At 70.3% G+C, this 14355-nt stretch carries 17 protein-coding genes; 9 read left to right on the plus strand and 8 right to left on the minus strand.

What is annotated here, in order from left to right; translation table 11 throughout:
* Positions 1-26: 26 nt before the first annotated feature.
* Both AB0M59_RS35945 and AB0M59_RS35950 read right to left on the minus strand, forming a co-directional pair.
* On the minus strand, positions 27-950 hold the full coding sequence (locus AB0M59_RS35945) for an aldo/keto reductase (RefSeq protein WP_364624547.1): 924 nt from the start codon (positions 948-950) through the stop codon (positions 27-29).
* A gap of 50 nt (positions 951-1000) precedes the next feature.
* On the minus strand, positions 1001-1402 hold the full coding sequence (locus tag AB0M59_RS35950; protein ID WP_155549043.1) for a MerR family transcriptional regulator: 402 nt from the start codon (positions 1400-1402) through the stop codon (positions 1001-1003).
* Positions 1403-1486: 84 nt separating this feature from the next.
* Between AB0M59_RS35950 and AB0M59_RS35955 the strand changes: the two genes are divergently transcribed.
* Positions 1487-2104, plus strand: a complete 618-nt coding sequence (locus AB0M59_RS35955; RefSeq protein WP_364624353.1) for a TetR/AcrR family transcriptional regulator — start codon at positions 1487-1489, stop codon at positions 2102-2104.
* Here the strand turns inward: AB0M59_RS35955 and AB0M59_RS35960 are convergent.
* Both AB0M59_RS35960 and AB0M59_RS35965 read right to left on the minus strand, forming a co-directional pair.
* Positions 2077-3336: a hypothetical protein gene (locus AB0M59_RS35960; protein WP_364624355.1), complete on the minus strand. Its 1260-nt coding sequence runs from the start codon at positions 3334-3336 to the stop codon at positions 2077-2079. The genes AB0M59_RS35955 and AB0M59_RS35960 overlap by 28 nt on opposite strands.
* Positions 3333-3902, minus strand: coding sequence for an RNA polymerase sigma factor (locus tag AB0M59_RS35965; protein ID WP_364624357.1), 570 nt, complete (start codon positions 3900-3902; stop codon positions 3333-3335). The genes AB0M59_RS35960 and AB0M59_RS35965 overlap by 4 nt, the downstream gene beginning before the upstream one ends.
* A 70-nt stretch (positions 3903-3972) precedes the next feature.
* Between AB0M59_RS35965 and AB0M59_RS35970 the strand changes: the two genes are divergently transcribed.
* Complete coding sequence (locus tag AB0M59_RS35970; RefSeq protein WP_364624359.1) at positions 3973-5379, plus strand: hypothetical protein; 1407 nt, start codon at positions 3973-3975, stop codon at positions 5377-5379.
* On the opposite strand, the gene AB0M59_RS35975 is transcribed toward AB0M59_RS35970, so the two are convergent.
* The 3 genes from AB0M59_RS35975 to AB0M59_RS35985 are packed head-to-tail and all read right to left on the minus strand — an operon-like array spanning position 5361 to position 7364.
* Complete coding sequence (locus AB0M59_RS35975; RefSeq protein WP_364624361.1) at positions 5361-6308, minus strand: pentapeptide repeat-containing protein; 948 nt, start codon at positions 6306-6308, stop codon at positions 5361-5363. The genes AB0M59_RS35970 and AB0M59_RS35975 overlap by 19 nt on opposite strands.
* A gap of 4 nt (positions 6309-6312) precedes the next feature.
* Complete coding sequence (gene upp, locus AB0M59_RS35980; RefSeq protein WP_155549038.1) at positions 6313-6936, minus strand: uracil phosphoribosyltransferase; 624 nt, start codon at positions 6934-6936, stop codon at positions 6313-6315.
* A gap of 5 nt (positions 6937-6941) precedes the next feature.
* The gene (locus AB0M59_RS35985) at positions 6942-7364 is read right to left on the minus strand and encodes a protein-tyrosine phosphatase family protein (protein WP_364624363.1); all 423 of its coding nucleotides are present in this window, start codon (positions 7362-7364) and stop codon (positions 6942-6944) included.
* Positions 7365-7449: 85 nt separating this feature from the next.
* On the opposite strand from AB0M59_RS35985, the gene AB0M59_RS35990 reads away from it, so the two are divergent.
* Both AB0M59_RS35990 and AB0M59_RS35995 read left to right on the plus strand, forming a co-directional pair.
* Complete coding sequence (locus AB0M59_RS35990) at positions 7450-8064, plus strand: DUF1707 domain-containing protein (RefSeq protein ID WP_364624549.1); 615 nt, start codon at positions 7450-7452, stop codon at positions 8062-8064.
* A gap of 125 nt (positions 8065-8189) precedes the next feature.
* On the plus strand, positions 8190-9182 hold the full coding sequence (locus AB0M59_RS35995; RefSeq protein WP_364624365.1) for an IS481 family transposase: 993 nt from the start codon (positions 8190-8192) through the stop codon (positions 9180-9182).
* Here AB0M59_RS35995 and AB0M59_RS36000 read toward each other — a convergent pair.
* A complete protein-coding gene (locus AB0M59_RS36000) occupies positions 9179-9751 on the minus strand; it encodes a Uma2 family endonuclease (protein ID WP_364624367.1) in 573 nt (190 codons plus the stop codon). The genes AB0M59_RS35995 and AB0M59_RS36000 overlap by 4 nt on opposite strands.
* Positions 9752-9912: 161 nt before the next feature.
* Here AB0M59_RS36000 and deoC point away from each other — a divergent pair, with 161 nt between their 5' ends.
* The 5 genes from deoC (at position 9913) to AB0M59_RS36025 (ending at position 14343) form a co-directional block, all read left to right on the plus strand.
* Positions 9913-10887, plus strand: coding sequence for a deoxyribose-phosphate aldolase (gene deoC, locus AB0M59_RS36005; RefSeq protein WP_364624369.1), 975 nt, complete (start codon positions 9913-9915; stop codon positions 10885-10887).
* Positions 10887-12320 (plus strand): aldehyde dehydrogenase family protein, encoded by a 1434-nt coding sequence (locus tag AB0M59_RS36010; protein ID WP_364624371.1) that lies wholly within the window; start codon positions 10887-10889, stop codon positions 12318-12320. Before deoC ends, AB0M59_RS36010 begins: the two co-directional genes overlap by 1 nt.
* Positions 12313-13179 carry an aldehyde dehydrogenase family protein gene (locus AB0M59_RS36015; RefSeq protein ID WP_364624372.1) on the plus strand — a complete coding sequence of 289 codons (867 nt, stop codon included), beginning with the start codon at positions 12313-12315 and terminating at the stop codon, positions 13177-13179. Before AB0M59_RS36010 ends, AB0M59_RS36015 begins: the two co-directional genes overlap by 8 nt.
* Before the next feature lie 123 nt (positions 13180-13302).
* Positions 13303-13998 (plus strand): YbaB/EbfC family nucleoid-associated protein, encoded by a 696-nt coding sequence (locus AB0M59_RS36020; protein WP_364624374.1) that lies wholly within the window; start codon positions 13303-13305, stop codon positions 13996-13998.
* Positions 13999-14031: 33 nt separating this feature from the next.
* Positions 14032-14343, plus strand: a complete 312-nt coding sequence (locus tag AB0M59_RS36025) for a hypothetical protein (protein WP_364624375.1) — start codon at positions 14032-14034, stop codon at positions 14341-14343.
* The last annotated feature ends 12 nt before the right edge of the window (positions 14344-14355 follow it).

The following is a 14355-nucleotide window of genomic DNA, read 5'->3' on the forward strand; positions in this document are numbered from 1 at the left end:
CACTCACGAGGGCTGCGGCAGACTGCTTACTTGCCGGCGGCGCGGGCCAGGCGCTCCGGGTAACGCTCCCCCGCGATCGCCTCGGCGGGCGCGGCTGCCGCGATGGCCGCCAGGTCGTCCGCCGTGAGCTCCAGCGAAGCCGCCGCCACGTTCTCCTCGAGGTACTTGCGGCGTTTCGTCCCCGGGATCGGGACGACGTCTTCGCCGTGGGACTGCACCCACGCGAGCGCCAGCTGCCCCGCCGTGACGCCCTTGGCCTCGGCCAGCTCGCGCAGCGCGTCGACGATCGCCATGTTGCGCTCGAAGTTGCCCTCGGCGAACCGCGGCAGGCCGCGGCGCATGTCGTCCTCCGGCAGGTCCGCCATCGACTTCACCGCGCCCGTCAGGAAACCGCGGCCCAGCGGCGAGAACGGCACGACACCGACGCCAAGCTCCCGGCACGTGTCCAGGATTTCGCCCTCGATGCCGCGGGTCCACAGCGACCACTCGCTCTGCAGCGCGGTCACCGGGTGCACCGCGTGCGCGGCGCGGATCGTCGCCGCGCTCGCCTCGGAAATCCCGGCGTACCGGATCTTTCCGGCCTCCACCAGCGAAGCCAGCGCTCCCCAGGTCTCCTCGATCGGCGTGTCCGGGTCGACGCGGTGCTGGTAGTACAGGTCGATGTGGTCGACGCCGAGCCGCCGCAGCGACTCGTCGCAGGACTGCTTGACGTACTCGGCGTCGCCGCGGGCGCCCATCGCGCCGTCAGTCCACACGATGCCGAACTTCGTCGCGAGCACGACCTCGTCGCGGCGGCCGGCGATCGCGCGGCCGACCAGCTCCTCGTTGACGCCGTCGGCGTAGACGTTCGCGGTGTCGAGCAGCGTGACGCCGAGGTCGAGGGCCCGGTGGATCGTCGCGATCGACTCTTCGTCGTTGTCGCGGACGCCGTAGGCCTGGCTCATCCCCATGCAGCCGAGGCCCTGGGCGCTGACCTCCAGACCGCCGAGCTTCCTGGTCTTCACGCGGAAATTTCCTCCCTGCCGGGTTCCACGCCGAGCACGTTGCGCTCGACTTGGGCGTAGTTGTCGATCTTGTAGTCGAGGATGTCGAGGCATCCCTGCAGCTCGGCGATCCGCTCGGCGACCGACCGCCGCTGCTCCACCAGCAGGGCCTTGCGGCGGCCCGCGCTGGCGACGCCGTGGCGGCGCAGCGACGCGTACTCGCGCATGCTCTTGATGGGCATCCCGGTGGTGCGCAGCTTGGTCAGGAACCCCAGCCAGCCGAGGTCGTCGTCGGAGTAGGCCCGGCGGCCCGCGGTGTCCCGCGCGGGCGGGTCGAGCAGTTTGATGCGCTCGTAGTACCGGAGAGTGTCGATCGACAGTCCGCTACGTCGCGCGGCTTCCGCTATCGAGTAGCTCATGCGCTCGACACTACGACCTGGAGTGCACTCCAGGTCAACTCTTCACCCTGGCCATTCATAACAGCGTTCCGATACGCTGCGTAGATGGCTCGACCACGGACACACGACGAAGCGCTCCGGCTGAAGCTCCTCGACCGCGCCGGGGAGCTCATCGCCGCGGACGGGCCGAAGGCGCTTTCCCTGCGGAAGCTGGCCGCCGACGCCGGGACGTCGACCACCGCCGTGTACTCCCTCTTCGGCAGCAAACCCGATCTGGTGAACGCCCTGTACACCGAGGGCTTTCGCCGTTTCGGTGCCCGGATGGCCAGCACCGTGCTGACCGGCGACCCGGTCGGCGATCTCGTCGCGCTCGGCAGCGCCTACCGCGCCAGCGCGCTGGCCGACCCGAACCTGTACGGGATCATGTTCACCAGGTCGGTCCCCGGGTTCGAGCCCAACGAAGACGCCGAAAAGCTGGCCCGCAAGACCCTCGAACCCCTGGAGGCGATCATCCGCCGCGCGATCGCCGACGGCGTCTTCCTCGACGTCCCGCCGGAGACGGTCGCGGTCGGCTGCTGGGCCTTCGTGCACGGGCTCGTCTCCCTCGAGCTGACCGGCAACCTGCCGGAGGAGTTCGACGTGACCGACTCGTACGAAACGGCCCTGCGCGCGAACGCCTCCGGCTGGCTGCGGCCTCATCTCAGCCGCAACGAACCGTCGTAGACGGTCCGGTTGAGCGAGTCACGCGCGCGCACGTGGACCGTCGCATCCGGGGAGAGGTCGATGTTCTCCGGGACCCAGGCTGCGACCATGCCGTCGACGACGTCGGCCTCGACGCTCGTCCCGATGCCGAAGTCGATCGTCGCCTTCGTCGCCGTCAGCGGCAGCGCCGCGACGAACGGGTGCCGCGAGTGCCCCCGCGGGGCGCCCGCCTCGACCGCGCCCAGCGTGTCCACGGTCAACGTGCGCGCCGCCGGGGTCTGCGGCCCGGCGAAGTCGGGGAACGCGCGAGACCTCGAGGCCGGCCGCGAGTAGTCGGGCTGGGTCTCACAGACCACGACCCGGTCGCCCCGGCGCCCCATGACCACGCGGAAGTCCCCGGTTGCGAGCAGCGGTCCCGGCACGTACGCGGCCGCGTCCGGAATCACCTCTTCGGAGGTGTTCAGGCACTCGTCCAGCGCCCGGCCCGCGGGTGAGGTCCGCTCGGCGGTGACCGGCCGGTCGACCGCCATGAGCAGCCAGGGTGGCGGCTGGGGCAGCACGGTCGCGCCCGGTGCCGGAGGGCTTTCGACGGTGAGCGTCGTCGCCCACACGGCGGTCCGGGTCATCGCGATGAACTGACCGGTGACCGAAGAGGGGCGGATCGACTGCGACATGGTGTCCCCGGCCTCGGTCCGCGACCCGAGGAAGGCGGTCGCCGCACGAGGATCCACGACCCCGGCGACCACGCCGGTCGGGCTCTGCAGCAGCAACCCGGTGCGCGTGCCCGGCGCGTACGCGGGCGTGGCCGCCGGGTCCGACAGCGTCACGGTCGTCTCCGTGGTGTCGCAGAACATCGGCTTGCCCGCGGCGGTCGCCGCGACCACCGATTCCGGCCCCAAGACCTCAGTGAACAGCGGGACCCACTCCTCGCGCGGCGGCACGCGGTCCGTCTTGCCCGCCGTCTCCACGGCCGCCCAGCAGCGGTCCAGCGCGGCCGTCGCCACCTTCGCGTCGAGGGTGAGGTGGTCTCCCGGGTCCGGCGGCGGCCCGGGGGTGGCGACCGGCTGCCGGATCACCTGCGTCGCGACGACCGCGCCCGCGGCCAGCACGACGACGGCCGCCGCGGCGACGTACCAGACCTGCCGGGGCCGCCGGGGTTTCCCGATTCCGGCGCGGACCTCCGCGCGCAGCCGGTCACGGACGTCCTCCGGCAGTGCGCGCCGCGGCGGGAGCCCTCGGAGGTCGTCGCTCATTTCTCCTCCAGCAGCGTGCGCAGCCGGGCGCGCGCCCGGGACAGGTGGGCGCGGACGGTGACCTCGGCGACGGCCAGCAACGCGGCCGCGTCGGCGACGCTCAGGTCCCCGAGCAGGCACAGCTCGACGACGGCGCGCTGCGACTTCGGCAGCGTCCGCACGGCTTGGACGACCTCGCGCAGCCGCCGCTCGCCGTCGAGCTGCTCGGCCACCGCGTCGGCGTGGTCGGACACCACCGGCGGCTCCGGGATCTTGCGGATCAGCCGCAGCCGCCGTCTCGCGCCGCGGTGTTCGTCGCGGGCGGCGTTGCCGGCCACCGTGTAGAGCCACGGCAGGGCGCTGTCCCGCACCAGCGTGACGTCGGCGCGGCGGCGCCAGGCGATGAGGAAGGTGTTCGAGGTGAGGTCCTCGGCGGCGGACCACGAGCCGGTCAGCCGGTAGGCGTGGTTCCAGACGGCTTCGGCGTGCCGCTCGAACAGCTCACTGAAGGCTGCTTCGTCACCCCCGGAAGCCTTGTCCCACAGTGCCCGATCATCCACCGGCGCCCCCGTCGCATGGCTTGTCACACCCTTCAGTGGCCGGCACCGGCCGGGATGTTGCGCGCAACTTTCGCGAACCGGACGGCCACTTCCCCTCGTGATCATCGAGCAGGTCCGGACCACGGACAAGCAGACCCGGCCTTGGCGCCTTCCCGCGGCGGTCGCGTGCGTGTCGGCGGTGGTGTTCCTGCTGGCCCGGCCGCACCTCGTCGACGACACGTTCATCACGCTCGCCTACGCGCGCAACCTCGCGTTCCACGGGCACTGGGGGCTGCTGGCCGACGCGACGTCGAACTCGGCGACGTCACCGGCGAACGTCCTCGCCCTGGCCGCCTTGACCTTCGTGGTGCGCGACGCCGTCGTCGCGGCCGGCGTGCTGTACGTGCTGTGCCAGGTCGCGCTCGTCCTGGCCCTGCGCCGGCTCGGCACGGCGTTGCCGCGCTGGTTCCCGGTGCTCGCGTTCGCGGCACTGACCGTGAACCCGCTGCTGCTCTCGTCGATCGGGCTGGAGGTCGCGCTGGGCGCCGCGGTGCTCGCGTGGCTGGCGGTGTTCGCCGCCGAACGGCGGCCGCTCGCCTTCGGGCTGACCGCCGGCGCACTCGCGCTCGTACGGCTGGACCTGCTGATCTTCGCCGTCGTCCTGGGCTTCTCACTGCGTTCCGGACGGGCCTTGCTCGGCGCCGCGCTGGTCGCCCTGCCGTGGTTCGCCTTCAGCTGGGTCGTGCTCGGCGCAGCGGTGCCCGACACCTTCGTGATCAAGACGCTGCAGGGCGCGCAACGAACCTGGGGCGACTGGACCTTCGCCAACGGCCCGCTTTTCTACGCGCGGACCTCGCCGTGGACGGCGGCGCTGTCGTTCTTGCCGCTCTTGGCGGTGCCCTTCGCCTTCCGGCGGTCACCCGCACTGCGGCCGTTCGCGCTCCTGGCCCTGGGCGGCGCGGTCTACCACTTCGCGTACGTGCTGCTGACCGTCCCGCCCTACCACTGGTACTACGGCCCGGGGATCACGACGGCGACGATCTTCGCCTGCGCGTGGCTTTCGGGGCGGCTCGCAACCGGCGTGGTCCTCGCGGTGGTGGGCGCGAGCGTGATCGCGTACGCGGCGCCGGGACTGCCCCGGGAGTTCGCGCCGCTGACGTCCAACTACGCCTCGACGGCGAAGTACGCCGAGATCGGCCGCGACCTGCACGCGCTGGCCGGGTCACGCGTCGTCGGCAGCGCCGGGGAGATCGGCGTGCTGGCCTACACGTGCGGGTGCGCGATCGTCGACGTCTTCGCCGACCGCGGACTGCTGCCGGCGGCCATCGACGCCCGCGGCGCCGGTGACCGGTGGGTCCGCGCGGCGCTGCGGGTGGACTACGCGTTCTTCGACTTCGACGTCCGGCCGCGGCGTCCCGACCTGGTGCTGCGCCGGCTGCCGAGCCCGCCGCCGGACGCCCTCGCGCACTGGACGCTCGACGCGCCGACGCTCGGGAAGCAGGAGCTCTACTTGGTGCCGTCCTGAGGGAACTGCGCGTCGGTCAGGTCGAGTTCCTGGTGTTCGCCGCCCTCGAAGTCGGCTCCCTCTTCGAAGACCGTGCGCGAAAACTCGAACCGGCCCCCGGATCGGATCCGGGTGAAGCGGACGCTGCCGGCGAAGTGCGCCCGGGAGAAGAAAGCGCCTTCCTCGAAGACCGACCGGTCGAAGTTCACGATGTCGCGGAACTCCGTGCCGTAGAACCCCACCTGGCCGGTGAAGTGCGTACCGCGGATGTGGAGCTGACCGACGAACCTCGCGCGGCTGAAGTCGGCGGCGGCCAAGGTGCAGCCGCTCAGCCGGAAGTCGACGAGAGTGGCTCGCTGCAGGTCGATCGACATCCCCGGCCAGTAGCCCGCCGCGTTGTGGCTCAGATGCGTCTTGAGCAGCTCCTGCACGGCCAGCCGGACGAGGAGTTCACCCTCCCCGGGGTCGTCGGCCAGGTCACGTGCCGCACTGCCCTTGAGTCCGACGACGGGGGCCTTGAACGGCATCCGCAGGTAGGCGCACAGCACGTTCACGATCGTCTGGCGCTGTTTCGGGTTGTCCTGCCCGAGCCGTTCCAGCGCGTAGAGCCCGCCGAGCCGCACCGGCGCCTTGTCGCTGCCGAGCTGCTCGACGGCCTTCGTGTACAGCTCGGTGACCCGCCGCTCCTCGAGATCGCGTTCGGTCACGCCCGCGACGCGGGTCGTCTCGGCGAGCTGCAGCTCCATCGTGCGCTGGCGGCGCGTCGCCAGCCACAGCGCGAAGACGCCGCCGGCGCCCGCGCCGATGCCGAACGCCGTCTTGACGGCGTCGATGCGCACCGGCGCTTCCGGCGACCCGGACCAGCCCAGCAGCAGCCACAGCAGCCCGGCCGTGACGACCGCGACCGACGCGCCGGCGACGGCCACCCACCGCCACTTCAGGAGGGGCAAGGCTTCAGACGGCGCCGTATTGGCGGTCACCGGCGTCGCCGAGGCCCGGGACGATGAAGCCCGAGTCGTTGAGGCGCTCGTCGATGCTGGCGGTGACGACGCGGACCGGCAGGCCGGTCTTTTCCAGGTGCGCCAAGCCTTCCGGCGCGGCCAGGGCGCAGATGGCCGTGACGTCATCGGCGCCGCGGTCGGTGAGCAGCCGGATCGTGTACTCCATCGAGCCGCCGGTGGCGAGCATCGGGTCGAGCACCATGACCGGCCGGTCGGCGAGCGACTCGGGCAGCGATTCGAGGTACGGCGTCGGCTTCAGCGTCTCCTCGTCGCGCGCGAGGCCGACGAAGCCCATCTGCGCGTCGGGGATCAGCTTGTGCGCCTGGTCGGCCATGCCCAGCCCGGCCCGCAGGACCGGGACGAGCAGCGGCGGCTTGGCCAGCTTGTAGCCCTCGGTGCGCGCGACCGGCGTGTGGATCCGCTCGGTCTTGACCGGCACGTCGCGCGTGGCTTCGTAGACCAGCATGACGGTCAGCTCGTGCAGCGCGGCCCGGAACGCGGCGCTGTCCGTGCGGGCGTCGCGCATCGTGGAGAGCCGGGCCTTCGCGAGGGGGTGATCGACGACGTGCACATCCATGCGGGTCAATCTAGCCGTCCCGCGAACCTTTTCACCCAGCCGCGCTGCCAGGGCGTTTCGACGGCGCGTTCGTTGTAGTGCTCCCGAACCCAGGCGACGGCTTCCTCGGCCGGGACGCCGGAGAGGATCGCCAGGCAGGCCATCACCGTGCCGGTCCGCCCGGCGCCGCCGTAGCAGGCGACTTCGACGGTTTGAGTCTTGGCTCGTTCGTGGAGGTCCCTGATCTTCCGGCGTGCTTCCGCGGGCTTGGTGGGCAGCAGGAAGTCCGGCCAGGTGATCCATTCGTGCGGCCAGGTGATGCCCCCGCCGTGCTTGCGCCGCAGCCGGCTCGTCCCCAGGTAGAGCCCGAAGTCCGGCTCCGGTTCGTCGGGCCGCGGGCGACCCAGCCCGCGCCCTCGGACCTGGATGCCGTCAGGGAATTCGACCATCGGCCCAGTGTCCTCCAGAAGATGGACACGCAGGGTGGTTTTCGCCGCTAAGCTCCGCCGGGTGAGCGAACTGACGCCCGACCAGATGCGGGCTTCCGACGCCGACCGTGAGCGCGTCGCGCAGGTGCTGCACAACGCCCTCTCGGAAGGGCGAATCACCGTGAACGAGCTGGAAGAGCGGCTCACGACGGTGTACGCGGCGAAAATGGTAGGAGAGCTCAAGCCGGTGACGGCCGACCTCCCGTCGACGTCGGCGGCGATCGAGCCGGCGATGACGCGGGCGCTCGGCTTCCCGGACCAGCGCATCGGCGGCCACCCGGGCTCCCCGGTGTCGATCGGCGTCATGTCCGGCGCGGTCCGCAAGGGCAGCTGGGTCCTGCCCCCGCAGCACACGAGCTTCGCCTTCTGGGGCGGCGCCGAGATCGACCTGCGCCAGGCCCGGTTCGCGGACCGCCAGTGCACGATCACGGCGATCGCGATCATGGGCGGCATCACGATCACGGTCCCGGACGACATCAACGTCGACGTGACGGGCATCGGGTTCATGGGCGGGTTCATGCTGGAGGACAAGTCGGGGGCGCCGCCCGCACCGCCGACGGCACCGACGGTGAAGATCAACGGGCTGGGGTTCTGGGGTGGGGTCGTGGTGTACCGGAAGCCGGCTCAGCGGTCGGAACCGCCGCAGATCGAAGGGGCCTAGATGTGATGTCCAGGGACGTTGTCCCGGATTGCGGTGACCGGTGACGGCCTGTCGTGCAGACAGGTGAAGGCCTCCGGATGTGAAGTGGAGCTGTCTAGGAACCACATCACCCACCGGAGGCCTTCGTGTCCCACCCTAACGCCACCCTCACCCCACGCACCCGGCTACGACTCGCCCGCCTGATCGTCGAACAAGGCTGGACCTGCGCAGCAGCGGCGAAGATGTTCATGGTCGCCACCAAAACCGCCGCGAAGTGGGCACAGCGCTATCGCACCGAAGGCCCCGCCGGCATGGCTGATCGCAGCTCACGCCCACACCGCAGCCCAGCCCGCACGCCCGAACACCTGATGCGGGCGATCGTGCGGCTGCGGTGGCGCAAACGGCTGGGCCCGGTCCAGATCGGCGGACGGCTCGGCCTGCCCGCATCCACAGTGCACGCGGTGCTGGTGCGCTGCCGGATCAACCGCCTCTCCCGCGTCGACCGGGTCACCGGCGAACCACTACGCCGCTACGAACACGACCACCCCGGCTCGATGATCCACGTCGATGTCACCAAGTTCGGCAACATCCCCGACGGCGGCGGCCACCGATACCTCGGCCGGCAGCAGGGAGCCCGCAACAAACGCGCTACTCCCGGCCTGCCCGACGGCGCTGACCGCAACCCACGCACCGGCACCGCCTTCATCCACACCGTCATCGACGACCACTCCCGCGTCGCCTACGCCGAGATCCACGCCGACGAAACCGCGGTCACCGCCACCGCGGTGCTGAAGCGAGCGGTCGCGTGGTTCGCCGATCTCGGCGTCACCGTCGAACGGGTCCTGTGGGACAATGGGTCGGCCTACCGCTCCCACGCCTGGCGTGACACCTGCGCCGAGCTGGGGATCATTCCGAAACGGACCCGGCCTTACCGGCCGCAGACCAACGGCAAGATCGGACGGTTCCATCGCACCCTGGCCGAGGGCTGGGCTTACGTCTGCTTTTACCCGTCCGAAACCTTGCGGCGCGCGGCGCTACCGGGGTGGCTGCACTTCTACAATCACCACCGACCCCACTCATCCGTCGGAGGCAAGCCACCCATCACCCGGCTGACCAACCTCCCTGGACATCACACCTAGAGCAGCTCGGCAAGGTCGACGTTCACCGTGAAGGGGTCGGTCACGGTGAACGGCCCGTCATGTACGGCGGCCGGCACGTAGGTCCTGGTCGTGGGGTCGAGCAGGTAGCGGAACACGCGAAGCTTTTCAGGATCGTCGGTGTTCTCGACGCGCCAGAAGTGCTGGATACCGCCGGCGGCGTACTCGCCGGGCTTGTCGATCTGGTCAGCGGTGACCGAACCCGGCGACATGACCTCGACGACGAGTGCGCAGTACTCCGGCCTCAGCACGATTTCATCGGGCAGCGAGGAGTCGTACACGACGATGTCCGGCCGCCGGTTGAGCAGCGGCAGATCGCGCAGCCGGAGGTCGACGTCGGTCGAGACCTCGAGCTCCGGCCCGCAGGCATCCTCGAAGGCCTGGGCCAAGCGCCGCGCGAAGTTCTGGTGAGAGCGGCGCGGGGACGGGTTCACGAGGATGGCTCCATCGACGATCTCGATACGCCGGCAGATTTCTTCCGGCAACGCATCGTAATCGTCGGCACTCAAGCCGGTGACCGGAAGGTCCATCCAGTCAGGCAGAGCAGTCATCTCGGCTCCCAACGCATACCGTCAAGGAAATAGAACCACAGTCGTGGCGACATTCCTCGACTGGAAAGCGCCGACGTGACACAACACGTCAACAACGTCACACCGGGTGACCCACCTCCGGACCCCTCGCACTGTCGGACCCGCCGCCTAGACTCAGGCCCATGACAGCCACGACCAGCACGTCAGCGGCGCCGGCCACCCCGGCACCGCTGGTGGACGCGACTCGCGACGACGCGAGCCTGCGCCGCTTCCTGCTCGGGCTGCCCGGTGTCGACCAGGTCGGCGTCGAGCAGCGCGCGGCGGGCCTCGGCACGCGCAGCATCAAGAAGGACGCCAAGCGGTGGGCCATCGACACCGCCATCTCCATGGTCGACCTGACCACGCTGGAGGGCGCCGACACCCACGGCAAGGTCCGGGCGCTCGCCGCGAAGGCCGTCCGCCCCGATCCCGAACGCCAGGACACCCCGCGCGTCGCCGCCGTCTGCGTGTACCCGGACATGGTCGCCACCGCCGTCGAAGCGCTCAAGGGCAGCGGGGTGCACGTCGCGAGCGTCGCCACCGGCTTCCCTGCCGGACGCACGAGCCGCGAGATCAAGCTGGCCGACACCAAGATCGCCGTCGACGCCGGCGCGCACGAAGTCGACATGGTGATCGACCGCGGCGCCTTCCTCGAGGGCCGCTACATGGACGTCTTCGAGGAGATCCAGGCGATCAAGGCCGCCTGCGGCGACGCCCACCTCAAGGTCATCCTCGAGACCGGCGAGCTGGCGACCTACGACAACGTGCGGCGCGCGTCGTGGCTGGCGCTGCTGGCCGGCGGTGACTTCATCAAGACGTCGACCGGCAAGGTGTCCCCCGCCGCGACGCTGCCGGTCACCCACATCATGCTGCAGGCCGTCCACGACTGGCACGCGCAGACCGGCGAGCTGCGCGGCGTCAAGCCCGCCGGCGGCATCCGGACCACGAAGGACGCGATCAAGTACCTCGTCGCCGTGCACGAGGTCGCCGGCGAGCAGTGGCTGGTCCCGGACCTGTTCCGCTTCGGCGCGTCCAGCCTGCTCAACGACCTGCTGCTGCAGCGCCGCACCCAGGTGGACGGCCACTACAGCGGCCCCGACTACGTGACGGTGGACTGATGCCTGTTTTCGAGTACGCACCGGCGCCGGAGTCGCGCGCCATCGCGAACCTGAAGGACCACTACAAGCCGTTCGTCAACGGCGAGTTCGTCGACGGCTCGGGTGAGCCGCTCAAGACGATCAACCCGGCCACCGAAGAGGTACTGGCCGAGGTCGGCACCGCGTCGAAGTCCGATGTGGACACCGCGGTCAAGGCCGCGCGCAAGGCGTACGACACCGTCTGGTCGAAGATGCCGGGCACCGAGCGCGCCAAGTACCTCTTCCGCATCGCGCGGCTGATCCAGGAGCGCTCGCGCGAGCTGGCGGCGCTGGAGAGCCTCGACAACGGCAAGCCGATCAAGGAGTCGCGCGACTCCGACATCCCGACGGCGGCGGCGCACTTCTTCTACCACGCCGGCTGGGCGGACAAGCTGGAGTACGCGGGCTACGGCCCGAATCCGCGTCCGCTGGGTGTCGCGGGGCAGATCATCCCGTGGAACTTCCCGCTGCTCATGCTGGCGTGGAAGATCGCGCCCGCGCTGGCCACCGGCAACACCGTCGTGCTGAAGCCGGCCGAGACGACGCCGTTGACCGCGTTGGTCTTCGCCGAGATCTGCCAGCAGGCGGAGCTGCCGCCGGGCGTCGTCAACATCCTGCCGGGCGCGGGTGACATCGGTGCGTCCATTGTGGAGCACGGGGACATCGACAAGATCGCCTTCACCGGCTCGACCGAGGTGGGCAAGGCGATCCAGCGCGAGGTCGCGGGCACGCCGAAGAAGCTGACGCTGGAGCTGGGCGGCAAGGCCGCGAACATCGTGTTCGAGGACGCGCCGCTCGACCAGGCCATCGAAGGCATCGTCAACGGCATCTTCTTCAACCAGGGCCACGTCTGCTGCGCGGGCTCGCGGCTGCTGGTGCAGGAGTCCATCGCCGAAGAGGTGCTCGAGAAGCTGCGCTACCGCGTCTCGACGCTGCGTGTCGGCGACCCGCTGGACAAGAACACCGACGTCGGCGCGATCAACTCGGCCGAGCAGCTGGCGAAGATCCAGGGGCTCGTCGAGTCCGGTGACGCCGAGGGCGCGCAGCGCTGGACCAGCCCGTGCCCGGTGCCGGACCGCGGGTTCTTCTTCGCCCCGACGGTGTTCGCGAACGTCCAGCAGTCGATGCGGATCGCGCGCGAGGAGATCTTCGGGCCGGTGCTGTCGGTGCTGACGTTCCGCACGCCGGACGAGGCGGTCGCGAAGGCGAACAACACGCCGTACGGGCTTTCGGCCGGCATCTGGACCGAAAAGGGTTCCCGGATCCTGTGGATGGCGAACCAGCTGCGCGCCGGCGTGGTCTGGGCCAACACCTTCAACCGCTTCGACCCCACCGCCCCCTTCGGCGGCTACCAGGAATCCGGCTTCGGGCGCGAAGGCGGCCGCACCGGGCTGGAGGCATACCTGAATGTCTGACCGAATCTCCGTCGCGAAGACGTACAAGCTGTACGTGGGCGGCAAGTTCCCGCGTTCGGAATCCGGCCGGGTGTACCCGGTGGCGGACGCGAAGGGCAAGTTCCTGGCGAACGCGGCCCACGCGTCCCGCAAGGACGTCCGCGACGCGGTGGTCGCGGCCCGCAAGGCGTTCCCGGGCTGGTCGGCGGCGACGGCGTACAACCGCGGCCAGGTGCTCTACCGGGTGGCCGAGGTGCTGGAAGGCCGCCGCGACCAGTTCATCGCGGAGGTTTCGGCGTCCGAGGGCCTGGCCGCGAAGAAGGCCGAGTCCCTTGTGGACACGGCAATCGATCGCTGGGTCTGGTACGCGGGTTGGACGGACAAGATCGCGTCGGTCTTGGGTTCGGCCAACCCGGTGGCGGGTCCGTACTTCTCGTTCACGATGCCGGAGCCGACGGGCGTGGTGGGCATCCTGGCGCCGCAGGGGTCGTCCCTGCTGGGCCTGGTCGAGGTCTTGGCCCCGGTCCTCGCGACGGGCTCGACGGCGGTGGTGGTCTCGAGCGCGGAGCGTCCGTTGCCGGCGATCACACTGTCGGAAGTCCTGGCGACGTCGGACGTCCCGGGCGGAGTGGCGAACATCCTGACGGGCCGCGCGTCCGAGCTGGGGTCGTGGCTGGCCTCGCACGGCGACGTGAATGCGCTGGACCCGACGGGAGCCGCCCCGGAGGACCGCCCGAGCTTGGCGCGCGAAGCGGCGAACACGGTGAAGCGAGTTTTGACAGTCCCCTCGACGGAACCGGACTGGACCGCGGCGCCGGACCTGACGCGGCTGCGGAGGTACCTGGAGGCGAAGACGGTCTGGCACCCGCTGGGCGTCTGATCCGGCGAGGGCTTCCGGCAAGCGCGGGAAGCCCTCGCTTGTACGACCGAACGGCGGTGGCAAGACATCCACTTGGCGCGGTGGTAACGTCCCGATCACACAGCGACACGGGGAGGGACGCTGGTGGACGGTGACGACCGCTGGGCTTTCGAGCAGGAGTACCAGAACTGGGACGAGCCTTCGTCGGTTCCAGCCGGGGAACCCGAGACAGAAGGTCCGACGCTCGCTGGAACCGATCCGGACGGCGTGGTCGAGGTGCTCGTCACGGCCGCCGCGGAGATCGTCGAGGTCCGGCTCTCCCGGGAATGGCGCAGGTCCCTCGACCCGCGGGTGCTCGATCAGGCTGTGCTGACAGCTGCCAACGCGGCCGTGATGCGCGCCCTCGCGAAAAGCGTGGAAGACACCGAGATCGACGTCGCGCACGACCAGCCGCCCGAAGCCCGTGGCGAGAGCAGGCCCCTGACCACCACCGACGTTCAGAGACTGCTCGACAGCGTCTCGGTCGAACTCAAAGGCTTCACCCAAGAGCTCTCGGCCGTCGTCGATCGCCCGGCACAGGTGGAAAGCTCAGGCGGCCATGTGAGCGGGTCGGCCGAGCGGGGGCACTTCACGACGCTGACCATCGACCCCTCGTGGGCGGCGCGAGTACCGCACACGGAAATCGCCGGCGAGCTGACCGAGGTACTCCGCGAGCTGCACTCGGCGAGTACGCCGGGCGAACTGGCGGCCGGCCCGCGGGGAACGGCGATCACGGAGCTCATCGACCTGGCCCGAGACCCGCGGCTGCTCATGCGCCGACTGGGCATGCCGGCCGGCTGACCGCCGGAACCGATCGACAGGAGCGCGAACACGATGGACCTGAAGACCGCGGTCGCCGCCCTGCGCTCCGACGCGGGCGTATGGGACCAGGCGGGACAGGAGGTCGACGGGCCCAAGCAGGCCATCGGCGGCCTCGGCCTCACGCCCGCCGACGTGATGATGTTCGGCGTCGACAAGGGGATCGACAAGACCTACGCGAACGCCCAGAACGCGTTGATGTCCATGCTCGGCCAGGCTGCGGAGAACTTCCACAACCTCGCCGGAGCGTTGCGGCACGCCGCGGACATGTATGACGAGACCGAGGCCGCCCACCAGCAGCGCGTCCAGCGCGCGTCCGGTCACTGATCCAGCGAGGGG

It is taken from the genome of Amycolatopsis sp. NPDC051371 (assembly GCF_040682155.1).
GTDB lineage: Bacteria > Actinomycetota > Actinomycetes > Mycobacteriales > Pseudonocardiaceae > Amycolatopsis.

Coding starts and splice junctions, on each gene's coding strand:
- AB0M59_RS35945 (WP_364624547.1), bottom strand. CDS start 950: ATGGGGATGAGCCAGGCCTACGGCGTCCGCGACAACGACGAAGAGTCG.
- AB0M59_RS35950 (WP_155549043.1), bottom strand. CDS start 1,402: ATGAGCTACTCGATAGCGGAAGCCGCGCGACGTAGCGGACTGTCGATC.
- AB0M59_RS35955 (WP_364624353.1), top strand. CDS start 1,487: ATGGCTCGACCACGGACACACGACGAAGCGCTCCGGCTGAAGCTCCTC.
- AB0M59_RS35960 (WP_364624355.1), bottom strand. CDS start 3,336: ATGAGCGACGACCTCCGAGGGCTCCCGCCGCGGCGCGCACTGCCGGAG.
- upp (WP_155549038.1), bottom strand. CDS start 6,936: ATGGATGTGCACGTCGTCGATCACCCCCTCGCGAAGGCCCGGCTCTCC.
- AB0M59_RS35985 (WP_364624363.1), bottom strand. CDS start 7,364: ATGGTCGAATTCCCTGACGGCATCCAGGTCCGAGGGCGCGGGCTGGGT.
- AB0M59_RS35990 (WP_364624549.1), top strand. CDS start 7,450: ATGCGGGCTTCCGACGCCGACCGTGAGCGCGTCGCGCAGGTGCTGCAC.
- AB0M59_RS36000 (WP_364624367.1), bottom strand. CDS start 9,751: ATGACTGCTCTGCCTGACTGGATGGACCTTCCGGTCACCGGCTTGAGT.
- deoC (WP_364624369.1), top strand. CDS start 9,913: ATGACAGCCACGACCAGCACGTCAGCGGCGCCGGCCACCCCGGCACCG.
- AB0M59_RS36010 (WP_364624371.1), top strand. CDS start 10,887: ATGCCTGTTTTCGAGTACGCACCGGCGCCGGAGTCGCGCGCCATCGCG.
- AB0M59_RS36015 (WP_364624372.1), top strand. CDS start 12,313: ATGTCTGACCGAATCTCCGTCGCGAAGACGTACAAGCTGTACGTGGGC.
- AB0M59_RS36025 (WP_364624375.1), top strand. CDS start 14,032: ATGGACCTGAAGACCGCGGTCGCCGCCCTGCGCTCCGACGCGGGCGTA.